This window comes from Ruania suaedae (genome assembly GCF_021049265.1).
GTDB classification, from domain to species: Bacteria; Actinomycetota; Actinomycetes; order Actinomycetales; family Beutenbergiaceae; genus Ruania; species Ruania suaedae.
This window is the reverse complement of record NZ_CP088018.1, coordinates 2118199-2137202: the sequence shown is the minus strand read 5'-3', so window position 1 is coordinate 2137202 and position 19004 is coordinate 2118199. Positions and strand designations below refer to the sequence as shown.

Annotated in this window: 20 protein-coding genes; 12 read left to right on the top strand and 8 right to left on the bottom strand. The window is 69.8% G+C overall.

Translation table 11 applies throughout. The annotated features are described in order from the left end of the window. Nucleotides 1-103 precede the first annotated feature (103 nt). Nucleotides 104-592 carry a cupin domain-containing protein gene (locus LQF12_RS09890; RefSeq protein ID WP_231052767.1) on the bottom strand — a complete coding sequence of 163 codons (489 nt, stop codon included), beginning with the start codon at nucleotides 590-592 and terminating at the stop codon, nucleotides 104-106. 91 nt (nucleotides 593-683) lie between these two features. On the opposite strand from LQF12_RS09890, the gene LQF12_RS09885 reads away from it, so the two are divergent. Next, nucleotides 684-1499, top strand: a complete 816-nt coding sequence (locus LQF12_RS09885; protein ID WP_231052766.1) for an amidohydrolase family protein — start codon at nucleotides 684-686, stop codon at nucleotides 1497-1499. A 12-nt stretch (nucleotides 1500-1511) separates the two neighbouring features. Here the strand turns inward: LQF12_RS09885 and LQF12_RS16495 are convergent, their stop codons facing one another. Both LQF12_RS16495 and LQF12_RS09875 read right to left on the bottom strand, forming a co-directional pair. Further along, entirely contained in the window at nucleotides 1512-1973 is a 462-nt protein-coding gene (locus LQF12_RS16495) for a PIN domain-containing protein (RefSeq protein ID WP_354004668.1), read from the bottom strand. Next, complete coding sequence (locus LQF12_RS09875; RefSeq protein ID WP_231052764.1) at nucleotides 1933-3645, bottom strand: carbon starvation CstA family protein; 1713 nt, start codon at nucleotides 3643-3645, stop codon at nucleotides 1933-1935. Before LQF12_RS09875 ends, LQF12_RS16495 begins: the two co-directional genes overlap by 41 nt. 129 nt (nucleotides 3646-3774) lie before the next feature. On the opposite strand from LQF12_RS09875, the gene LQF12_RS09870 reads away from it, so the two are divergent. The 3 genes from LQF12_RS09870 (at nucleotide 3775) to LQF12_RS09855 (ending at nucleotide 6444) form a co-directional block, all read left to right on the top strand. Continuing rightward, nucleotides 3775-4959, top strand: coding sequence for an MFS transporter (locus LQF12_RS09870; RefSeq protein WP_231052763.1), 1185 nt, complete (start codon nucleotides 3775-3777; stop codon nucleotides 4957-4959). A 223-nt stretch (nucleotides 4960-5182) separates the two neighbouring features. After that, on the top strand, nucleotides 5183-5614 hold the full coding sequence (locus LQF12_RS09860; RefSeq protein ID WP_290370680.1) for a DUF6318 family protein: 432 nt from the start codon (nucleotides 5183-5185) through the stop codon (nucleotides 5612-5614). Continuing rightward, on the top strand, nucleotides 5611-6444 hold the full coding sequence (locus LQF12_RS09855) for a PKD domain-containing protein (RefSeq protein ID WP_231052762.1): 834 nt from the start codon (nucleotides 5611-5613) through the stop codon (nucleotides 6442-6444). Before LQF12_RS09860 ends, LQF12_RS09855 begins: the two co-directional genes overlap by 4 nt. Before the next feature lie 445 nt (nucleotides 6445-6889). On the opposite strand, the gene LQF12_RS09850 is transcribed toward LQF12_RS09855, so the two are convergent. Then, the gene (locus tag LQF12_RS09850; RefSeq protein ID WP_231052761.1) at nucleotides 6890-7705 is read right to left on the bottom strand and encodes a DeoR/GlpR family DNA-binding transcription regulator; all 816 of its coding nucleotides are present in this window, start codon (nucleotides 7703-7705) and stop codon (nucleotides 6890-6892) included. Nucleotides 7706-7898: 193 nt separating this feature from the next. Between LQF12_RS09850 and LQF12_RS09845 the strand changes: the two genes are divergently transcribed. The 7 genes from LQF12_RS09845 (at nucleotide 7899) to LQF12_RS09815 (ending at nucleotide 14777) form a co-directional block, all read left to right on the top strand. Further along, a complete protein-coding gene (locus LQF12_RS09845; protein ID WP_231052760.1) occupies nucleotides 7899-9182 on the top strand; it encodes an ABC transporter substrate-binding protein in 1284 nt (427 codons plus the stop codon). A 163-nt stretch (nucleotides 9183-9345) separates the two neighbouring features. Next, a complete protein-coding gene (locus LQF12_RS09840; protein WP_231052759.1) occupies nucleotides 9346-10203 on the top strand; it encodes a carbohydrate ABC transporter permease in 858 nt (285 codons plus the stop codon). Continuing rightward, a complete protein-coding gene (locus LQF12_RS09835; protein WP_231052758.1) occupies nucleotides 10200-11066 on the top strand; it encodes a carbohydrate ABC transporter permease in 867 nt (288 codons plus the stop codon). Before LQF12_RS09840 ends, LQF12_RS09835 begins: the two co-directional genes overlap by 4 nt. Nucleotides 11067-11095: 29 nt before the next feature. Beyond that, entirely contained in the window at nucleotides 11096-11986 is an 891-nt protein-coding gene (locus LQF12_RS09830; protein ID WP_231052757.1) for a ketose-bisphosphate aldolase, read from the top strand. Beyond that, the gene (locus LQF12_RS09825; protein ID WP_231052756.1) at nucleotides 11986-13188 is read left to right on the top strand and encodes an ADP-dependent glucokinase/phosphofructokinase; all 1203 of its coding nucleotides are present in this window, start codon (nucleotides 11986-11988) and stop codon (nucleotides 13186-13188) included. The genes LQF12_RS09830 and LQF12_RS09825 overlap by 1 nt, the downstream gene beginning before the upstream one ends. Then, entirely contained in the window at nucleotides 13185-14174 is a 990-nt protein-coding gene (locus LQF12_RS09820; protein WP_231052755.1) for a class I mannose-6-phosphate isomerase, read from the top strand. The genes LQF12_RS09825 and LQF12_RS09820 overlap by 4 nt, the downstream gene beginning before the upstream one ends. Nucleotides 14175-14237: 63 nt before the next feature. Next, on the top strand, nucleotides 14238-14777 hold the full coding sequence (locus LQF12_RS09815; RefSeq protein ID WP_231052754.1) for a DUF6318 family protein: 540 nt from the start codon (nucleotides 14238-14240) through the stop codon (nucleotides 14775-14777). A gap of 6 nt (nucleotides 14778-14783) precedes the next feature. Here the strand turns inward: LQF12_RS09815 and LQF12_RS09810 are convergent, their stop codons facing one another. The 4 genes from LQF12_RS09810 to LQF12_RS09795 are packed head-to-tail and all read right to left on the bottom strand — an operon-like array spanning nucleotide 14784 to nucleotide 17609. Further along, nucleotides 14784-15473 (bottom strand): LrgB family protein, encoded by a 690-nt coding sequence (locus LQF12_RS09810; RefSeq protein ID WP_231052753.1) that lies wholly within the window; start codon nucleotides 15471-15473, stop codon nucleotides 14784-14786. Continuing rightward, the gene (locus LQF12_RS09805; protein WP_231052752.1) at nucleotides 15470-15901 is read right to left on the bottom strand and encodes a CidA/LrgA family protein; all 432 of its coding nucleotides are present in this window, start codon (nucleotides 15899-15901) and stop codon (nucleotides 15470-15472) included. Before LQF12_RS09805 ends, LQF12_RS09810 begins: the two co-directional genes overlap by 4 nt. After that, a complete protein-coding gene (locus LQF12_RS09800) occupies nucleotides 15898-16509 on the bottom strand; it encodes an MBL fold metallo-hydrolase (RefSeq protein WP_231052751.1) in 612 nt (203 codons plus the stop codon). The genes LQF12_RS09805 and LQF12_RS09800 overlap by 4 nt, the downstream gene beginning before the upstream one ends. Then, a complete protein-coding gene (locus LQF12_RS09795; protein ID WP_231052750.1) occupies nucleotides 16509-17609 on the bottom strand; it encodes an S-(hydroxymethyl)mycothiol dehydrogenase in 1101 nt (366 codons plus the stop codon). Before LQF12_RS09795 ends, LQF12_RS09800 begins: the two co-directional genes overlap by 1 nt. 231 nt (nucleotides 17610-17840) lie before the next feature. Here LQF12_RS09795 and LQF12_RS09790 point away from each other — a divergent pair, with 231 nt between their 5' ends. Then, entirely contained in the window at nucleotides 17841-18920 is a 1080-nt protein-coding gene (locus tag LQF12_RS09790) for an ABC transporter substrate-binding protein (protein WP_231052749.1), read from the top strand. Nucleotides 18921-19004 lie beyond the last annotated feature (84 nt).

Genomic DNA, 19004 nt, shown 5'->3' with positions numbered 1-19004 from the left:
CGGGCAGCCGGACAGCGGCCCTGTCGCCATCGACACGGCTGCGTCAGTCTGCGGCGCTATGGCCCCGCACCCCACGCATTCGTGTCGCCCCGGTCAGCGCTCCTCAGTGGGCGGCCGCGAACGAGGCGATCCGGCCGGCGTTGCGGTGGAAGACCTCCCGCGCCTGGGCGTCCAGCTCCACCGGCACACCGGCGGTGACCAACTCGTAGAAGCCGGACATGGGGGAATCCTGCGGCTGGGAGCCGAGGTCGTGGCACATGATCGTCACCGCATACAGCCGCTCGGTGGCCGAGGTGTTCTGGATGTGGTGCACCGACGTGGCCGGCAGCACCAGCACGTCCCCGGCTGAGACGGACACGCGGTGCTCGTCCGACTGTGCGAGCCCCTCGCCCTGCACGATGAAGAAGATCTCCACCGAGGCCGGGTGGGAGTTGTCCGACTGGACCCCCAGGGGATCCCACACCTCGAAGAACACGCTGGTGGGGGAGCCGTCCACCGGGCCGGTGAGCGGGCACAGCACCACCGTGTCCTCGGCGGTGATCCGGTAGGCGGTCAGCTCGCGGGTGTCCTTGACGGTGGGCATCTCAGCCATGGCGGGTCCTCCTGGTCAGTGGTCAGACCGAGGCTATGGAGGCGTCGATGCCGCGGTATGACCATCAGGTAACACCTGCGTTTCGCCGACCGTGCCTCGTAGGCTCAGCGACGCCGTCTCCTACGTGCGCGCAGGCGACCGGGACTACCTGCTCGACGCCGCCATCTGCGGGGTAGCGCAGTGGGCGGTGGACGAGACCCTCGCCGTCACCGAGGCCGAGGCGATGCGCACCTTCGGCCTGGTGAACCAGGCGCACCTGCTCGAGACCGACGAACAGCTGGCCGCCCAGCGGGAGAAGTTCGACTGGTACGTGCGCGCCGGGGCGCGCGGTGAGCGGATGATCGTCGGGCACTTCGTCCACCCGAGCGAGGAGATCGTGGACGCCTGCGCCGAGGCGGGCTGCGTCGTCTCGCGGCAGCCGGTGGCCAACGGCCGCCTGGCCTCCGGCGCCGCCGATGTGATCGGCCTCCGGGATCGGGGCGTGCGCCTCGGGCTCGGTCTGGACGACCATGCCTGCTCCGACGTCAGCGACGCCTGGCAGAACATGCGGGTGGGGCCTGTACCAGTCCCGCGCTGCCACTGGCACCACCGCGCTGCGGCCGCCGACGTGCTGCGGATGCAGGCCCTCGGCGCCGCCGAGATCATCGGCGTGGCCGACCAGGTCGGCAGCCTCGAGATGGGCAAGCGCGCCGATCTGCTCGTGGTCGACCCCCGCCGCCCCGACGTGGGCCCGCTGCACGATCCGCTGGCCTCCTACGTGCTCTCGATGACGTTGCGCAACCTGCGCGCCGTCTACGTCGGCGCTCAGCAGGTGGCCGACGACGGCGGAGCCCACCTGAGCGCGGACGGTCGCCTGAACGCCGAGGTCCACGAGCGGTTCGGCCCGCGCCCGGAACTCGCGCGGTGATGGCGAGCGGCGTCAGTGCTCCTGCTGCCAGGGGTCGAGCAGGTCGAGACCGGATCCGGCGAGGTCGCGCACGTTGCGCGTGGCGAGCGTGGCTCCCCGTGCTTGACAGATGCCGGCGATCATCAGGTCCTCGGTGGTCCCTGGCCGGCCGCGTCGCTCGCCCTCGGTCCGCAACGCCGCGTAGGCGCTCGCTGCGGCCGCGTCGAAGTCGTAGACCCGGCTCCCGGCTGAGATGACGAGGTGCTCGATCGCGGCCAAGAGGCCGCTGCGGCGGCGTCCGGGAGGTAGCCGCTGGGCACCGTGGAGCAGTTCGGCGATCGAGACCGTCGTGATCGCGATGTCATGCTGGTGATCGGAGAGCCAGGTGTGGAAACCCCGTGCGAACGCTAGTGATCGGGATCGACGTCGGTCTTGTCGTGCGGGCGCTGTCGGCCTATCGCCGCCGGGAGTCCGTCTCGGCCGAGGCGGACTCACCCGGGTGAGCTGCGTCGTCGGGAGGGTCGCGGCGAGCCCGGCGCATCCCGAGCGCCGCCTCGAGCCCCACCAGCAGCGTGGCCACGATGATGACCAGGTCCAGGCCCAGCAGCAGCCAGTTGCCGTCGGTGACGAACGTGCCCACCTGCACGGCGGCGGCGTAGAACGCCATCACGAACACGATCGCCAGCGGGACCAGCGCGGGCCAGGGGTTGCTCCGCCGGCGCATCAGCATGATGGCGACGATGGACAGTGTCAGGGCGGCGAGCAGCTGATTGGTGGTGCCGAACAGCGGCCAGATCGTCAGGCCACCGGAGCCGTCGGCGCCCTGGCTGAAGACGAGGGCCACGGCGATCACCACCACGAGGACGGTGCCGAGGACGTTGTTCACCTTCACCCCGGCCACCTCGCCGACCTCCTGGATCACGAACCGCAGCAGCCGCACGCCGGTGTCCATCGTGGTGGCCGCGAACAGCACGGCCATGGTGGCCAGCACCGTTGCGCTCAGGGAGACCGGCAGGCCCAGACCGGCATTGACGAGGTTGCCGCCGCCCTGCACGAAGGCCGCGACGCCGCCCTCGTTGAATGCCGTGTACACCTCCTCCCACTGGGCCAGGCTCTGGAACCCGGCCGTGGTGGCGATGATCGCGCCGAGGGCGAGCATGCCCTCACCGACGGCGCCGAAGTAGCCCACGAACCGTGCGTCGGGCTCGGTGTCGAGCTGCTTGGAGGTGGTGCCGGAGGAGACCATGCCGTGGAATCCGGAGATGGCACCGCACGCGATGGTCACGAACAGCAGCGGCACCAGGCTGGGCGTGCCCTCGGGCACCGCGGAGTTCCAGGCCGGGGCCACCAGCTGGGGCGCGCCGAGCAGCACGGCGGTGAACAGGATGCCGAGCCCGACGAACAACTGCACCCCGTTGATGTAGTCGCGCGGCTGTAGCAGCACCCACACCGGGAGCAGGGAGGCGATGCCGGCGTAGAGGAACAGCGCGAGGATCCAGAAGGTCTCGGGGGTCAGGCCCAGGATCTGCTCGGGCAGCACCACCGGGAAGCGGTCGCCGAGCAGGATGAGGGAGTACAGGGCCAGCACACCGCCGACCGTGACGGCGACGAGGTTCCACTTCATCCGGTAGATCGCCACCCCGACCAGCAACGCCACCGGGATCGCGCCCCACGCCGGGATCACAGCGGTGGGGGTGGAGATCAGCAGGTCCTTGATGACCACGGCGAAGGCGGCGATCACCATCAGCAGCAGCAGGAAGATCACGATCAGGAAGAGATTGGCCCCGCGGCGTCCGATGTAGCGCTCGGAGAGCGATCCCATCGATTTCCCGTCGTTGCGGGCCGAGGCCCACAGCGAGCCCAGATCGTGCATGCCGGCGAAGAAGACGGTGCCGATGGTGACCCAGCAGAACGCCGGCAGCCACCCCCAGATCACCGCGATCGCCGGCCCCACGATCGGTGCGGCACCGGCCACCGAGGTGAAATGGTGGCCCCACAGCACGAGCTTGTTGGTGGGCATGAAGTCCACGCCGTCGCGCCAGGTGTGGGCCGGGGTGCGAAACCCCTGGTCGAGCTGCAGCACGCGTCTGCTCAGGTAGCGCCCGTAGACGAAGTAGCCACCGGCGAAGATGGCCAGACCGACGATGAGCAGCACGATCGCGTTCATGTCTGTGCACCCCCATGTGCAGATGATCCGTGAGGTCACTGTACCGACGCCGGCCGAATCAGCACCCGGGCGGCGCACCCACCGACGACGGTCAGCGGCGCCCTCGAGGGCTGCTTAGACTCGATCGTTGTGACCCGGCCACCCATCCCTACCGAGATCAAGGTGCTGGTGGCAGCGGCGTTCGTGATCGCCATCGGGTTCGGTCTCGTCTCCCCGGTGCTGCCCGCCTACGCACGCTCCTTCGACGTCGGGGTGGCCGCCGCCTCGGTGGTGGTGAGTGCCTTCGCCTTCTTCCGGCTGGTGTTCGCGCCTGCCGGCGGCGCGCTGGTGGCGCGCCTGGGGGAGCGGCCGATCTACCTGGCCGGACTCGTGATCGTGGCGCTGAGCTCGCTGGCGACGGCGTTCGCCCAGTCCTACGTGCAGCTGTTGATCCTGCGTGGGGTCGGTGGGATCGGCTCGACGATGTTCACCGTCTCGGCGATGGCGCTGGTGGTGCGGCTCGCGCCGCCGGAGATCCGCGGACGGTGCTCCTCGGCCTACGCGACGGCGTTCCTGCTGGGCGGGATGCTGGGCCCGGTGCTCGGTGGGTTGCTCGCCGAACTGGGCCTGCGGGTGCCGTTCGTGGTCTATGCGATCTTCCTGTTCGCCGCGGCCGCGATCGTGGCGGTCCGGCTGCGCGGTGCCCGGATGCGGCCGGCGCCGGATGATCCCCAGCGGCCGGCGATGCGGGTCTCCGAGGCGTGGGCCGACCGCACCTTCCGGGCGGCGCTGGCCTCGGGCTTCGCGAACGGCTGGTGCAACTTCGGGGTGCGGGTGGCCGTGCTGCCCCAGCTCGCGGTGGCCGTGCATGACACCACGTGGGTGGCGGGCGCTGCGTTGGCGAGCGCCTCGGTGGGCACGGCCGGCGCGTTGCAGTTCTCGGGCCGGTGGGCCGACCGGGCCGGACGGCGGCCCGTGGTGCTGATGGGCCTCGTGGTCACGGCGGTCGGGATCGGGGTGATGGGCGTGGCGACGTCGCTGCCCGCCTTGATCGCGGTGTCGGTGTTCTCCGGGGTGGGGGCCGGGCTGCTCAATCCCGCCCAGCAGGCGTCGCTGGCGGATGTGGTGGGCAATGAGCGCAGCGGCAGCAAGGTGCTCGCCGCGTTCCAGATGTCGCAGGATTCGGGAGCGATTCTCGGGCCGATCCTCATCGGGGTGGTGGCCGACCAGGCGGGCTTCGGATGGGCGTTCGCCGTGACCGGCGTAGTGGCGCTCGCGGCGACGCTGCCGTGGCTGCGCGCACCGGAGACGGCGCCGATTCGCCCCGCGGACTGAGATATCCACAGGCGCCTTCCGCGGCGAGGCCGGTTATGGCAGTCTCAAGCGCATGACTTCTCGGGGGAGCGCGTGGTCGGTCGGGGCGCTGGTCGGGTGCGTTCTCATGCTGGGGGCGTGCACGCCCCCCGAGGATGAGCCCAGCCCGACGGCGGAGCCCACCACCACGAGTGCCTCCCCCTCGCAGGAGCCCAGTGAGGAGCCGACGGCCGAGGTGCATGAGGTGGACCCTCCCGAGCGGCCCGCGGAGATGGAGGAGGAGACGGTCGAGGGGGCGATCGCGGCGGCGGAGTACTTCGTTGAGTTGTATCCGTACGTGTATGCCAGCGGCGACCTGGAGGAGTGGGACGCTCTCAGCGACGAGGGGTGTGGTTTCTGCACCAATGTGAGAGACCGGGCAACGGAGCTTCATGCGGACGGTGGGTATGCCGAGGGTGGCGAGGTGGAGGTCTACTCGAGCGATGGTGGTGGGCCCTATGACGGCCTCTACAGCGTGACACTCGGAGTGAGAACTGCGGAGTCGCGCCACCTTCAGAGCGACGGATCTAACGCTAGCTTCGAAGCCGACGATCGCCCGGACTTCAGTCTCACGATGGCCTGGAACCGACAACAATGGTCCGTCATGGGAGTCCAGGTGGGCGAGGCAGCCTCATGAGCCTGCTGGCAGCCGCAGGTGTGGTGCTGATGCTCGCGGCGCCGGGTGGCGACGACCCGAGCGGTGGCGACGATGGCACCTCCTTCGGTGCGGACGCGGCAGAGGGTGGCTTTCTCCAGTGGGCCAAGGAGACCCACGTTCGGGAACAGGCAGTGCAGGAGAACGTTCCGTCGAGCACTAGCTACAACGGGTGGGCCGTGCCTTCGGTAAGTGTCGGCGTCCCCGTGACAATCGATGGCCCCGACGGCATGTGCGTCGTGACCGACGACGTGGCCCCGGTCGCTGGCTTGGTCCCGTGCGACGACCGCCCCGGCGACGAGGAACCCGCCGAGGACGACGAAGCTGAGGACGCTCCGGACGAGCCGGCACCGGTGATCATCACCGTCTCCGCATCCGACTTCGCGGAACTGCCGTTGGTCCCGGGCGGGGTCCAGATCCAGCCGGAGAACCGCTCGTGGACCGCCGTCAACATCGACACGATCGCCTACACCTCCGGTGATCCGCAGGTCCTGAGCACCCAGGTGCTCGGCTTCGACGTCGCGGTCCGGGCCACGCCGGTGGAGTTCGCCTGGGACTTCGGCGACGGTTCGGACCCGCTTGTCACCACCGATCCGGGGTTGCCCTATCCCGATCACACCGTCTCCCACATCTACGCAGCAGCTGCCGAGGAGGTCTCGGTCGCGCTGACCACCACCTGGGTGGGGGAGTTCCAGGTTGCCGCTCAGGGCCCCTGGATCCCGATCGCGGGCACCGCACAGACCACCAGCGTCTCCGACCCCTTCAGCGTGGAGGAGATCCGCACCCGACTGGTGCCCGCCCCGGTCGGATAGCCCCATCCGCCGGGCGCCCGCCCCTCCGACCCACGTTCCAGGCATCGCGGGAGCCCCGAAGTCCGGTCCTCGCCTGGAAGGTGGGTCAGAGGGGCGATCCTGGGTCGGCGGGGCCCCGCCACTCTGGGAGTTCAGGGCGTGATCAGCGAGAGCCCGGCCTCCTTCAGGTTCCCGGCGCTGGCAGCGCTGGACGGTGGGAACGGCATGAGTGACCAGCCGGATCTCCCGGTCCCAAGCCCGGTACATGCCCGCACCGTCCGGACCGCCCCGCCCACCCGGCACCCAACCCCTTCCGACACAGGTTCCATGCATCGAGGGAAAGTGGAAGTCCGGTCCTCGCCTGGAAGGTGGGTCAGAGGGGCGAGCCTGGGTCGGAGGGGCGATTCTGGGTCGGAGGGGCGAGCCTGGGTCGGCGAGGCGACGCTGGGTCGGTGGGCCACGCTGCTCAGGGCGTGATCAGCGAGACCCCGGCCTCCTTCAGGCTCGCGGCGATGGGGGGCGGGGGAGCGGCATCGCTGACCAGATAGGTCGCGCGGTCCAGCGAGGCGATCTGCGCGAACAGGTGGCGTGAGAACTTCGAGGAGTCGGCCACCACGGCGACCTGCTCGGAGTGGTCCATCATCTCGGCCATCATCGCCGCATCACCGACGTTGCTCGTCGAGAAGCCCGACGTCGCCACCGCACCGACCCCCACGATGGCGATGTCCGCCCTCACGGTGATCTCGTCCGGACGATTCGTCACACCGAAGGAGACTGCACCCGTGGTCGTCTGCGCGACGGTGCGCACGTGCCCACCGAAGACGTAGAGCTCGCACTCCATCCCGGGTGGCAACTCGGCCGGAATACGCAGATTGTTGGTCGCGATCGTCAGCCCGCGCCGATCCCGCAGGTGCCGCATCACCGCCAGCGTGGTGGTGCCACCGTTGAGCATGATCACCGAGTCGTCCTGCACGAGCCGGGCAGCCAAGGCACCGATCTGTTCCTTCTGCTCGGTGTGCAGGTGCAGCCGCATGTCGAGCTTGCGATCTCCCACCGGAGCCGCGGACTTGCTCACCGCACCCCCGTGGGTGCGGATCAGCAACCCGTCGGCATCCAGCTGATCCAGGTCGCGGCGGATCGTGTCGATGGAGACCGCGAACCGCTCGGCCAGGTCGGCCACGGCCACCTGACCGCGCTCGGCGACGTAGTCCGCCAACGCTCCACGCCGGTGCGCAGGGAGGTGCCGGGAACGGTCCTGGGTATCAGCGCCTGCGGTCGACATGCACCTATTGGTAGCACACGCGGGCCAGATCGTGCAGAAAGCGGCACAAGCAGGCGAACGTGCGGCCAGGTCGAGGCTTGACGACACGCAGATCGCTCGTTAATCTCGCAGAACACAGCACAAAACAGCATGGAGACGCACAGGGTTGCAGGCTCCATCGGAGTGCACTGATCGAAGACGACAGGAGTACGACATGAGCATGGGCGCTCGACGCACACGGCGGCTTGCCGGCACAGCCGGGGTGGCCGCACTGAGTCTCGTCGCAGCCGCGGGCTGCAGCGGAGCCGGAGACGCTGAGTCCGACGGTGACGTGACCATCCAGTTCGCCCAGTGGTGGGAGCCCGAGCTCCCGGACGGCGCGTTCGCCGAGATCATCGACGGCTTCGAGGAGGAGAACCCCGGCGTCAGTGTCGAGCTCGTCTCGGCGCCCTACGCCTCCACCCAGGAGCAGCTCTTCGCGGGCTCGGCCTCCGGCACGATGCCCGACGTCATGGGCCTGGACGCCGTCTGGGTGAACGACTTCGCCAACCAGGGAGCCATCGCCGACCTGACCGCCCTGATGGGGGAGCAGGACTACGACGACAGCCAGCTCTCCAGCCAGGTGCAGGTCGACGGCGCCACCTACATGATCCCGGTGGTGAACTTCATCTACCCGATGTTCACCAACGACGAGCTGCTCGCCGAGGCCGGCGTGGACGCCCCGCCCACCACCCGGCAGGAGTTCCTCGACGCAGCCGTCGCGATCTCCGACCTCGGCGGCGACACCAGCGGGTGGGCGCTGCCGCTCTCGCTGGAGCAGCCCAACGGCATCCTCAACGACGTGATGCCGTGGGTCTGGTCCTCCGGCGGGTCGATGCTCGCCGACGGCCAGCCCGACCTGACCAACCCGGAGATGACCGCAGGCGTGGAGTACGTCCAGGAACTGTGGGACGCCGGCGCGGTGGCCCCGGGCTCGTTCACGATGAAGGAGCAGGACAAGGTCGAGGAGTTCACGAACGGCCGCGTCGGCATGATGATCTCCTCCCTCGCGCACATCAACCTGCTGCAGGAGACCAACCCGGACCTGAGCTTCAGCGTCTCGGCCATCCCGACCGAGGAGGGCTACTCCGGCGAGTCCGGTCTGACCTATGCCTCGTGGGGCATCGGCGTCTCGGAGAGCAGCGAGCACCCGGAGGAGGCCTGGGCGTTGATCGAGTACCTGATGGAGACCGAGACCAACGGCGACCTGGCCACCATCGCCAACGGCTTCCCCGGGAACACCGAGGCGGTGCCGGACTTCGTCGAGGACGACCCGCTGATGGCCGACGCCTTCGAGATCTACCAGAACACCACGCCGACCAACGAGTTCTCCGGGCTGCCCTCCGCCGAACAGCTGATGCGCGGCTTCGCCGAGCAGCTGCAGGCCGGCCTCAACGGCGACCAGAGCGTCGAGGCGACGCTCGAGCAGACCCAGGCCGCCTGGTCCGACGAGTTCTAGGAGGCACTCCGTACCCGGCCCGCCGCTCCGGCGGCGGGCCGGGGAAGGGACCATCATGACCACACCCCTCGCATCTGAATCCGCCTCGCGGGCGAGGCCCGACGGCCAGGGCGACCCTCCGCCGTCGCCAGGCTCGGCGCCACGGGCGCGGCGACGCGGCCACGTGGGCCGCGCACTCGAACCACTCGCGTTCCTCTCGCCCACGCTGATCCTGCTCGCCGTGCTGATGGTGCTGCCGATCGTGCTGGTGATCGGTTACGCGTTCATGGACAACGTGGTCACCAACCCGGATCCGGAGTTCGTCGGCGCCGCCAACCTGATCCAGATCGCCACCGACCCGACGTTCCACATCGCCCTGCGCAACACGGTGGTCTTCACCGTGGTCAGCGTGCTCGCCCACATGATCCTCGGCCTCACCTTCGCGATGCTGCTCAACAGCAAGCGCGTCTCGGTCACCAGCCGCGCGGTGCTGCGCGCGATCTACGTGATGCCGTGGCTGTTCACCGTGGCGGTGATCGCGGTGCTGTGGCGGATGCTGCTGGCGCCCAGCGGCGTGATCAACTATCTGCTCTCCACGAACGTGGAGTGGCTGGCCGATCCGCGGCTGGCGCTCGGCACGGTCACCGTGATCAACATCTGGGCCGGCTACCCGTTCTTCATGGTCAGCCTGCTGGCCGGCCTGCAGGGGATCCCGGGTGAGCTCTACGAGGCGGCCCGGGTCGACGGCGCCTCCCCCGTGCAGCAGTTCCTGCACGTCACGCTCCCGCAACTGCGGCAGATCATCGTGAGCCTCCTGCTGCTGGACATGATCTGGACCTCGGCACAGCAGTTCGCGCTGATCTGGATGACCACCGGCGGCGGGCCGCTGAGCTCCACCGAGATGCTCTCCACCTACACCTACAAGCTGGCCTTCGACGACTACGAGTTCGGCCTCGCCTCGGCCAGCGCCGTCCTCGTGCTGCTCGTGTCCATGGTGCTCGCGTTCTTCTACGTGCGGCACGAGAAGGCGAGGGAGTCATGACCCCGCTCACCACCGCCAAGCCCACCCGCACACCCTCACGGGACATCCCGGGCCGGATCCTGGTCTGGCTCGGCCTGCTCGCCGGGGCCGCGTTCGCCGGACTGCCCGTGCTGTGGATGCTCTCCAGCTCGTTCAAGTCCAACCAGGAGATCTTCGAGCTCCCGCCCCGGTTGCTCACCGAATCCTTCAGCTTCGATGCTTATCTCGCCATTCTCGGGGACCCGAGCCGGCTGCGATTCTTCACCAACAGCTACGTGGTGGCCATCTGCGTGACCATCCTGACGCTGATCGTGGCGATCCACGCCGCCTACGCATTCAGCCGGTTCGCATTCCGCATGAAGCACCCGCTCAAGCTGCTCATCATCAGCGTGCAGGCGGTACCGCCGATCACCGTGCTGATTCCCTATTTCGGAATCATCGTGGCGCTGAAGATGTACGACACCTATCCGGGACTGATCTTCACCTACATGCTCTTCACGCTCCCGTACGCGATCATCATGATGACCAGCTACATGAACTCACTTCCGCGGGAGCTGGACGAAGCCGTGCGCGTCGACGGCGGTAGCTCGATGACGGCGCTGTGGCGAGTACTGGTCCCCGTCTCGGTGCCCGGGATCGTCTCTGTCGGCGTCTACACCTTCATGATCGCCTGGAACGAATACCTCTTCGCCCTCACCCTCACCAGCAGCGAATCGATGCGCACCGTTCCGATCGGCCTGCAGCTGCTGATGGGCCAGCACTCCTACGAGTGGAACGAGATCATGGCGATGAGCATTCTCGGCTCCATTCCCGTACTGGCCCTGTTCCTGTTCTTCCAGCGGTATTTCATGAGCGGCCTGACCTCGGGCGCGGTCAAGAACTGACGCAACCACCACCACCACAAGGAGAAAGTGTGCTCACCAACGGAAACGCCCTGCTGACCGCCGCCCACGAGGGGAGCTATGCCGTTCCGGCGTTCAACATCAGCGACTATGCGATGTTCAACGGGATCATGGAGATCTGCGAGGCCGAGCAGGCCCCGCTGATCGTGGCCATCCACCCCGACGAGCTCGCCCACTTCGGGGTCGACGCCGTCACCGCCATCCGCGCACGTGCCCACCGCTCCAGCATCCCGGTGGCGATCCACTGGGACCACGGCGCCAGCTACGAGCAGATGCTCACCGCCATGCAGGCCGGCTTCACCTCGGTGATGATCGATCGCTCGATGGACTCCTTCGAGGAGAATGTGCGGATCACCCGCCGCGTGGTCGAGGCGGCGCACGCCGTCGGCGTGAGCGTGGAGGCTGAGCTGGGCACCATCGGTGCCGCGGACAGCTACGGAGAGAGCGGCGCCAGCGAGATCATCTACACCACCCCCGACGAGGCCGTGGAGTTCGTGCGCCAGACCGGAGTGGACAGCCTCGCCGTCGCGATCGGCACCTCCCACGGGCTGTTCCCGCCGGAGTTCACCCCCGAGCTCAAGATCGACCTGCTGCGCGACATCAAGGCGGCGGTCCAGATCCCACTGGTGCTGCACGGTGGCTCGGGCAACCCCGATGCCGAGATCGGCCAAGCCGCCAAGCTGGGCATCAACAAGATCAACATCTCCAGCGACATCAAGGTGGCCTATCACGACGAGATGCGCGCCGTGCTGGCCGACCCCAAGGTGCGCGAACCCAACGCGATCCAGCCTCGCTGCATCGAGGCCATGAAGGTGGTCGCCGCGCACAAGATCCGGCTGTTCGGCGCCGACGGTCAGGCCTCGAGCGTGGCGGCGATCACCGGCGTGCAGGTACGGGTCTGATGACACCTGAGGTCCTGCTCGGCTTCGGCGGCAACGTCGACGTGGAGATCACCTGGGACGATGCCGTGCTCACGCGCCTGGCCGCTGAGCACGGCATCGCCTCGGGCGAGCTCGACACCGCCACCGAGATCACCGACGAGCGCACCCTGCTGATCTCGATCCTGGCCTTCGCCCGGGCCGGGGAGGGCGGCGAGCGGTACGTGGCCGATCGATCCGTGCTGGAGACCTTCCCGGCGAGCTTCGACCACCGCTGGACCCTCGGCGGCACCGGGATCCGCGCCGGCCTGGTGATGCAGACCCTGGGGGTGCCGGCGATGGTGCACCTGGTCAGCACCAACCCGGTCATGCGCGAGCTGCTTCCGGCTGGCCTGCACTGCCTGAGCAGCGCCGGCCCCGACTCGCTCGATCCGCACCTGATCGTGCAGTTCCCCGACGGCGCCCGCGTGCGCACCGATCGCCTCGACGTCACCGCCCCGCGCGCCAACCGGCTCATCTACGTCAACGACCCGCCCAACCGGGACCTGGTGCTCAGCGACGCCATCGACGAGGTGGCACCCACGCTGCAGGTGCTGCTGGTGACGGGCCTGAACACCATGCAGGACCCGGACCTGGTCACCGACCGGCTCCGCCGCATCGCGGCGGTGGCCGCCGCCATGCCCGACGGCGCACTCGTCCTGTTCGAGGATGCCGGCCAGCACGTGCCGGCCCTGGGCAGGCAGGTGCTCACGCAGATGGCCGGCATCGCCGACGTCATCAGCATGAACGAGGACGAGCTGTTCGGGCACCTCGGCCGCCGGGTCGACCTGCACGACGCCGCCGCCGTCGAGCAGGCCCTGCGCAGCGCTCGCCGGCAGATCGGCGCGCGCACCCTCGTGGTGCACACCCAGCACTGGGCCGGCGCTCTCGGGCCTCGCGCCGCCGAGCTGCGCCCGGCGCTGCACGCGGGTGTCGTGGCCGCCGGCACCCGCTACCTCATCGGGGACGGCGCCACCCGGGCCAACCACGAGCGCACGGCGACGGTCCCGGTGCAGGCGCGTGCCGCCGTCGTGGCGGCCGCGCTGGAGCGTGCCGGTCTCACGTGCGTGCCGGCCCTGGACCTACACACCACCACCCCCACCACCATCGGCCTCGGCGACACCTTCGTCGGCGGCCTGCTCGCGGCCTACGCCGCGCAGCGACAGACCGAAGGAGTCCACGCGTGATCATCGAGGTTTCCGCCAATCGCCCGCCGGAGCGCTTCTACCGTGGCGGTCGCCGGCTCGCGGACCTGCGGGGCGAACAGGCGGTGGGGGAGTACGAGCCGGAGGACTGGGTGGGTTCGATGACCTGTGTCCACGGCGAGGGCCCGGTCGGGCTGACCCGGTTACCGGACGGGCGGATGCTGCGCGAGGCCATCGGGGCCGAGCCGTACTGGTGGCTCGGGGCCGCGCACGTGGCACGCTACGGAGCCGACGCCATGGTGCTGGTCAAGCTGCTGGACGCGGGGCAGCGCCTTCCGGTGCACGCCCATCCCGATCGCGAGTTCGCCCGGACCCACTTCGCAGCGCCCCACGGCAAGACCGAGGCATGGTTCCTGTTCACCGGGGGAAGCCTGCACCTGGGACTGCAACGGGACCTGAGCGCCGAGGAACTCGCGGGCGTACTGGAGCGCCAGGACGCTGCGGAGATCCTCGGCCTGATGCACGAGGTCCAGGTCGAGGCCGGGGATGTGGTCTTCGTCCCGGCCGGGGTGCTGCACGCCATCGGTGGCGGACTGCTGCTGGTGGAGCTGCAGGAGCCGGAGGACTTCTCGCTCATGCTCGAGTGGCAGGGCTACCCGATCGACGGTCCCAGGGACGGCCACCTCGGCCTCGGTTACGACGTGGCGCTGCAGGCGATGGAGCGCCGGGCCCGCACACCGGAGGAGATGGCCGAGCTGGTGCGACCGGCCGGCTATGGGCCCTCGGTCTTCCCGGACGCCGCCGACCCGTTCTTCCGGCTCGGGCGCGAGCGCGTCCAGGGCGAGGTGCAGGTGGAGGCGGGCTTCGCCGTCGTGATCGTGACCGAGGGGCAGGTGGAGGTCACCGACGCCTCGGGGGCACGAACCACCCTGCGGCGCGGGGCGACCGCGCTGGCCCCGCACGCGGCAGGCACGTTGACCCTGACCGGTGACGCCGAGGTACTGATCTGCCGCCCGCCGGCGCCCTGAGGCGATCCGACAGTTGTCCACAGGCTGTCTGCACTGAGCGGCCGATCCTGCCAGGCTCCTGTCATGGGTCGTGGTGCGCGCCTGCTCAGGGTCATCGTCGTGGTCGTGACGAGTGCGGTCCTGGCGGGATGCTCCGCCTGGGCGATTGACGATGACGAGGCAAGCCCGCCCCCTGCTCCGCCCTCGCCGGTACGCCCGGACTCGATGGACGAGGAGACCATCGATGGCGCAGCGCTCGCCGCCGTGCACTTCATGGAGATGATCCCCTATATCCAGGCCACCGGTGACGTGGCCGAGTGGGAATCGGTGAGCGGGGACGGATGCGACTTCTGTCACGCCACGGGTTCCGGCGCGGTGGAAGCCCACGAGCGGGATGGCTACGTGGTCGGCGGTGCGATCACGGCCGAGCCGCTCAGTGTGGGGGAGACGGTGGCCGGTGACGCTCCCGGCTACTCGGTGTATCTGGAGGTGCGGACCGACGCGGCCACGACGTATCTCGACGGCACCGTCGAGCCGATCCCCGCCAGCACGGACCGGATCGAGGTCCAGCTCGATTGGGCCGGGAGCGGCTGGCAGGTGCGTGCGGTGGGCCGCTGGCGGTAGCGGGGCTCACAGCACCCCCGCCACCACCGGCACCGCCGCCGTCATCACCAGCGCGTGCACCACCATCGCCGCACTCGACCAGGCCCCGGTCTCCGGCTCGTCCAGCAGCACCCGGGAGGTGCCGATCCCGTGCGAGGTCACCCCGATGGCGATCCCGCGGGCCCGCGGGTCGCGTACGCCGACCAGAGTCAGCAGCCGCGGCGCCAGCACCGCACCGAGGATCCCGGAACAGATCGCCAGGCCGGCAGCCAGCGACGGGTCGCCACCCACGAGCGCGGAGATCTCCACCGTCACCGGTGTGGTCACCGACAGCGGCAGCGCCGAGGCCCTGACCACCTCGGGCGCCCCGGCGACGACGAGGGGCAGGGCCGCCAGCACGAGCGCCAGCGCCGCCGCGCAGAGGAAGGTCAGCAACAGCCGGGGCCAGAGCGGTAGCAGCGCGCCGCTCGCCGTATGCAGCGGCACCGCGAGCGCCACGGTCGCCAGGGCCAGCCCGATCGTCACGGGTGCCACCGCGGCCAGGTAGTCGGGGTAGGCGGTACCGGTCACCTCCAGCGCCAGGGTCAGCACCACCGTGGCCGTCACCACCGGGGAGAGCACCGGGTGACGGCCTGAACGCCGGTACAGCCACAGCGCACCCAGGTAGGCGAGCACGGTGCTCGCCGTCCATACCAGCATCGAGGCGAGGCCCGTCACCGGGCGCCCTGGCCCGGCCGGCGCAGCAACCGCTGCGCGAGGTGCCCGATCACCACGAGCACCAGGAGGAACGTCGCCACCAGCGCCAGCATCAACGGCACCAGCTGCTCGGCCACGCGCGCCACGCTGCTGGTGATCCCGACCGCCGCCGGCAGGAAGAACAGCTGCAGGTGCCGGTTCGCCGGCCGGGCCACCGTCAGGGCCGACTCGCGCAGCACCCGCACCGCCGGGTGGCGGCGCCGGTGGGCGAGGGCGAGCCCGGCCACCGCCAGCACCAGGCCCAGCACCGTCCCGGGCAGGCGCAGTCCGGTGACGGCGACCAACAGCTCACCGAGCAGCAGGCAGGCCGCCAGGGCGGCCAGGCCCAGGGCCCAGCTGCCGATCACGCGCCAGGGGAGGCTGCGCCGTCGGCCGGGGGAGGAGCTCACCTGCCGAGCTGCTCCGCCTCCGCGCCGATGGTGGTGTCGTCCCCGTGACCGGTGTGCACGACGGTCTCCTCCGGGAGCGCGAACAGCTTCGCCCGGATGGAGGCCTCGAGCGTGGGCAGGTCCGAATAGGACCGGCCCGTCGCTCCGGGGCCGCCGTTGAAGAGGGTGTCCCCGGTGAACACGCAGCCCAGCTCGGGGGCGTGCAGGCACACGCCACCCGGGGCGTGACCGGGGGTGTGCAGCACCCGCAGCGTGATCCCGGCCACGGTGATCTCTTGGCCGTCGACGAGGTTGTCGTCCCACCGGTGCGAGGCGTGGGTGAGCTCCCACAGCGGCTCGTCGTCGGCGTGCAGCCAGATCGGGGCGCCGGTGCGCTCGGCGAGCTCGGGTGCCACCCGGACGTGATCGTCGTGGGCGTGGGTGCACACGATGGCCGTCACCGTGCGATCGCCGACCACGGCCAGGATGTCCTCGACCGAGTGCGGGGCGTCGATCACCACGCACTCGGTGTCGTCACCGACCACCCAGACGTTGTTGTCCACGTCGAAGGTGCCGCCGTCGAGGCTGAACGTGCCGCTGGTCACGGCGTGGTCCACGCGCGCCGCCATCAGAGCACCACCACCGAACGCAGCACGTCACCGTGGTGCATCGTCTCGAACGCAGCCTCGACACCGTCGATGCCGATCTCCTCGGTGACGAAGGCATCCAGATCGAGCCGGCCCTGCTGATAGAGATCGACCAGCATCGGGAAGTCGCGGCTGGGCAGGCAGTCGCCGTACCAGCTCGACTTCAGCGAACCGCCGCGGCCGAAGACGTCCAGCAGCGGGATGTCAGGCACCTGCATCTCCGGGGTGGGCACGCCCACCAGCACGACCGTGCCGGCCAGGTCGCGGGCGTAGAAGGCCTGCTTCCAGGTCTCGGGCCGGCCCACCGCCTCGATCACCACGTCCGCGCCCTCGGCGCCCTCGAAGCGCTCACCGCAGATGGCCTTGATGGCCTCCACCGGATCCTGCGCCGAGGAGTTCACGGTGTGGGTGGCGCCGAGGCTTCGCGCCTTCTCGAGCTTCTTGTCGTCGATGTCGACGGCGATGATCGGGCTCGCGCCGGCCAGGGCGGAGCCGGCGACAGCCGCCGCGCCCACGCCACCACAGCCGATGACGGCGACCGACTTCCCGCGGGTGACCGCACCGGTGTTGATGGCGGCGCCGATCCCGGCCATCACGCCGCAGCCCAGCAGGCCCACCGCCGCGGCGCGGGCCTCGGGGTCGACCTTGGTGCACTGGCCGGCGGCCACCAGGGTCTTCTCGGCGAACGCGCCGATCCCCAGCGCCGGGCTGAGCTCGGTGCCGTCCTCGAGGGTCATCTTCTGCGTCGCGTTGTGGGTGGCGAAGCAGTACTGCGCCTGCCCGCGCGTGCAGGCCCGGCACTGCCCGCACACGGCGCGCCAGTTCAGCACCACGAAGTCCCCGGGAGCCACGGAGGTGACATCCTCACCGACGGCCTCGACCACCCCGGCTGCCTCGTGCCCGAGCAGGAACGGGAACTCGTCATTGATCCCACCCTCGCGATAGTGCAGGTCGGTGTGGCACACGCCACACGCCTGGATGGCCACCACGGCCTCGCCCGGGCCGGGGTCGGGGACGTTGATGGTGACCAGTTCGACCGGAACTCCCTTGCTCCGGGCGATCACTGCCTTGACCTGCTGCATGCTGCCTCCTGCGACGTGGGCCTTGGCCCGAGCCTAACGGTCGGGGAGGGGCAGGGCAGTCGGGAAGAAATACGCGCCTCGTAAGTTGCATATTGGTCGTGCGCGGGTTTAAGTTCGGCAAGGCAAACCTCACCAGTCTCCCCGGGATCGCCGTCGGGGACGGAGGTGACGCCTCGACTCCCGACACCTGCACGGCCGCCAGGACCCTCCCGCGGCCGCCGGAAGGACCTCATGTTCCGCACCTCTCGCCGTGCCGCCATCGCCGTGGCCGCGTTCGCCGCCCTGGGCCTGGCCGGATGCTCCGGCGCCGCCGACTCCTCCGAGCAGGACCCGGCCGCCACCGGGTCTGCCGATGGCAGTGACGGCGCCGACAGCGCTGAGGGCGCCTGGCAGCCCGTCACCATCGAGCACGCCCTCGGCACCACCACCATCGAGGAGGAGCCCGAGCGCGTCGCGGCCATCGGCTGGGCCAACCACGAGGTGGCCCTCGCCCTGGGCATCGTGCCGGTCGGCATGCCGATCACCGCGTGGGGCGACGACGACGGCAACGGCGTGCACCCGTGGGTGGAGTCCACGCTCAGTGAGCTCGGCGCCGAGATCCCGCCGCTGTTCGACGAGACCGACGGGATCGACTTCGAAGGCGTGGCCAACACCGAGCCCGACGTCATCCTCGCCGCCTACTCGGGCCTGTCGCAGGAGGACTACGACACCCTCTCCGAGATCGCCCCGGTGGTGGCCTACCCGGAGAGCGCGTGGGGCACCCCGTGGCGCGAGATCGTCCGCGTCAACGCCACCGGCCTCGGGATGGAGGAGGAAGGCGAGGAGATCGTCACCGAGATCGAGGACAAGATCGCCGCCGCCGTGGCCGATCACCCCTCGCTCGAGGGCGCCACCGCGATGATGGTCACCCACGTCGACCCCACCGACCTCAGCGAGGTCAGCTTCTACAACGCCTACGACACCCGCACCAAGTTCTTCGAGGACCTGGGCATGACGATCCCGGAGAGCCTGGTCGAGGTATCCACCGACCCGACCGTATGGAACGGCAGCGTCAGCACCGAGCAGGCCGACATCTTCTCCGACGTCGACGTCTTCGTCACCTACGGCGGCCAGGAGCTCGTCGACGCCCTCGAGGCCGATCCGCTGCTCTCCCAGCTGCCGGCCGTGGCCAACGACTCCGTGGTCGACCTGCCCGGGGACTCCCCGCTCGGCACGGCGGCCAACCCGACGCCGCTGCAGGTGCTGCAGACCGACCTGGTCGAGCAGTATGTCGCGTTGCTGGCCGACGCCGCCGACAACGCCGGCGAGTGACCCTGATCGAGACCGCCTGACCACCGGCACCTGACCACCCGCGAGGATCCCATCACCAGCGCGATCACCGCCGCACCCGCCGCG

Bases quoted from the DNA above. Each gene is read 5' to 3' on its own strand.
- LQF12_RS09845 (WP_231052760.1), top strand. From the start codon at position 7,899: ATGAGCATGGGCGCTCGACGCACACGGCGGCTTGCCGGCACAGCCGGG.
- LQF12_RS09850 (WP_231052761.1), bottom strand. From the start codon at position 7,705: ATGTCGACCGCAGGCGCTGATACCCAGGACCGTTCCCGGCACCTCCCT.
- LQF12_RS09835 (WP_231052758.1), top strand. From the start codon at position 10,200: ATGACCCCGCTCACCACCGCCAAGCCCACCCGCACACCCTCACGGGAC.
- LQF12_RS09800 (WP_231052751.1), bottom strand. From the start codon at position 16,509: ATGGCGGCGCGCGTGGACCACGCCGTGACCAGCGGCACGTTCAGCCTC.
- LQF12_RS09875 (WP_231052764.1), bottom strand. From the start codon at position 3,645: ATGAACGCGATCGTGCTGCTCATCGTCGGTCTGGCCATCTTCGCCGGT.
- LQF12_RS09890 (WP_231052767.1), bottom strand. From the start codon at position 592: ATGGCTGAGATGCCCACCGTCAAGGACACCCGCGAGCTGACCGCCTAC.
- LQF12_RS09855 (WP_231052762.1), top strand. From the start codon at position 5,611: ATGAGCCTGCTGGCAGCCGCAGGTGTGGTGCTGATGCTCGCGGCGCCG.
- LQF12_RS09790 (WP_231052749.1), top strand. From the start codon at position 17,841: ATGTTCCGCACCTCTCGCCGTGCCGCCATCGCCGTGGCCGCGTTCGCC.
- LQF12_RS09815 (WP_231052754.1), top strand. From the start codon at position 14,238: ATGGGTCGTGGTGCGCGCCTGCTCAGGGTCATCGTCGTGGTCGTGACG.
- LQF12_RS09825 (WP_231052756.1), top strand. From the start codon at position 11,986: ATGACACCTGAGGTCCTGCTCGGCTTCGGCGGCAACGTCGACGTGGAG.
- LQF12_RS09795 (WP_231052750.1), bottom strand. From the start codon at position 17,609: ATGCAGCAGGTCAAGGCAGTGATCGCCCGGAGCAAGGGAGTTCCGGTC.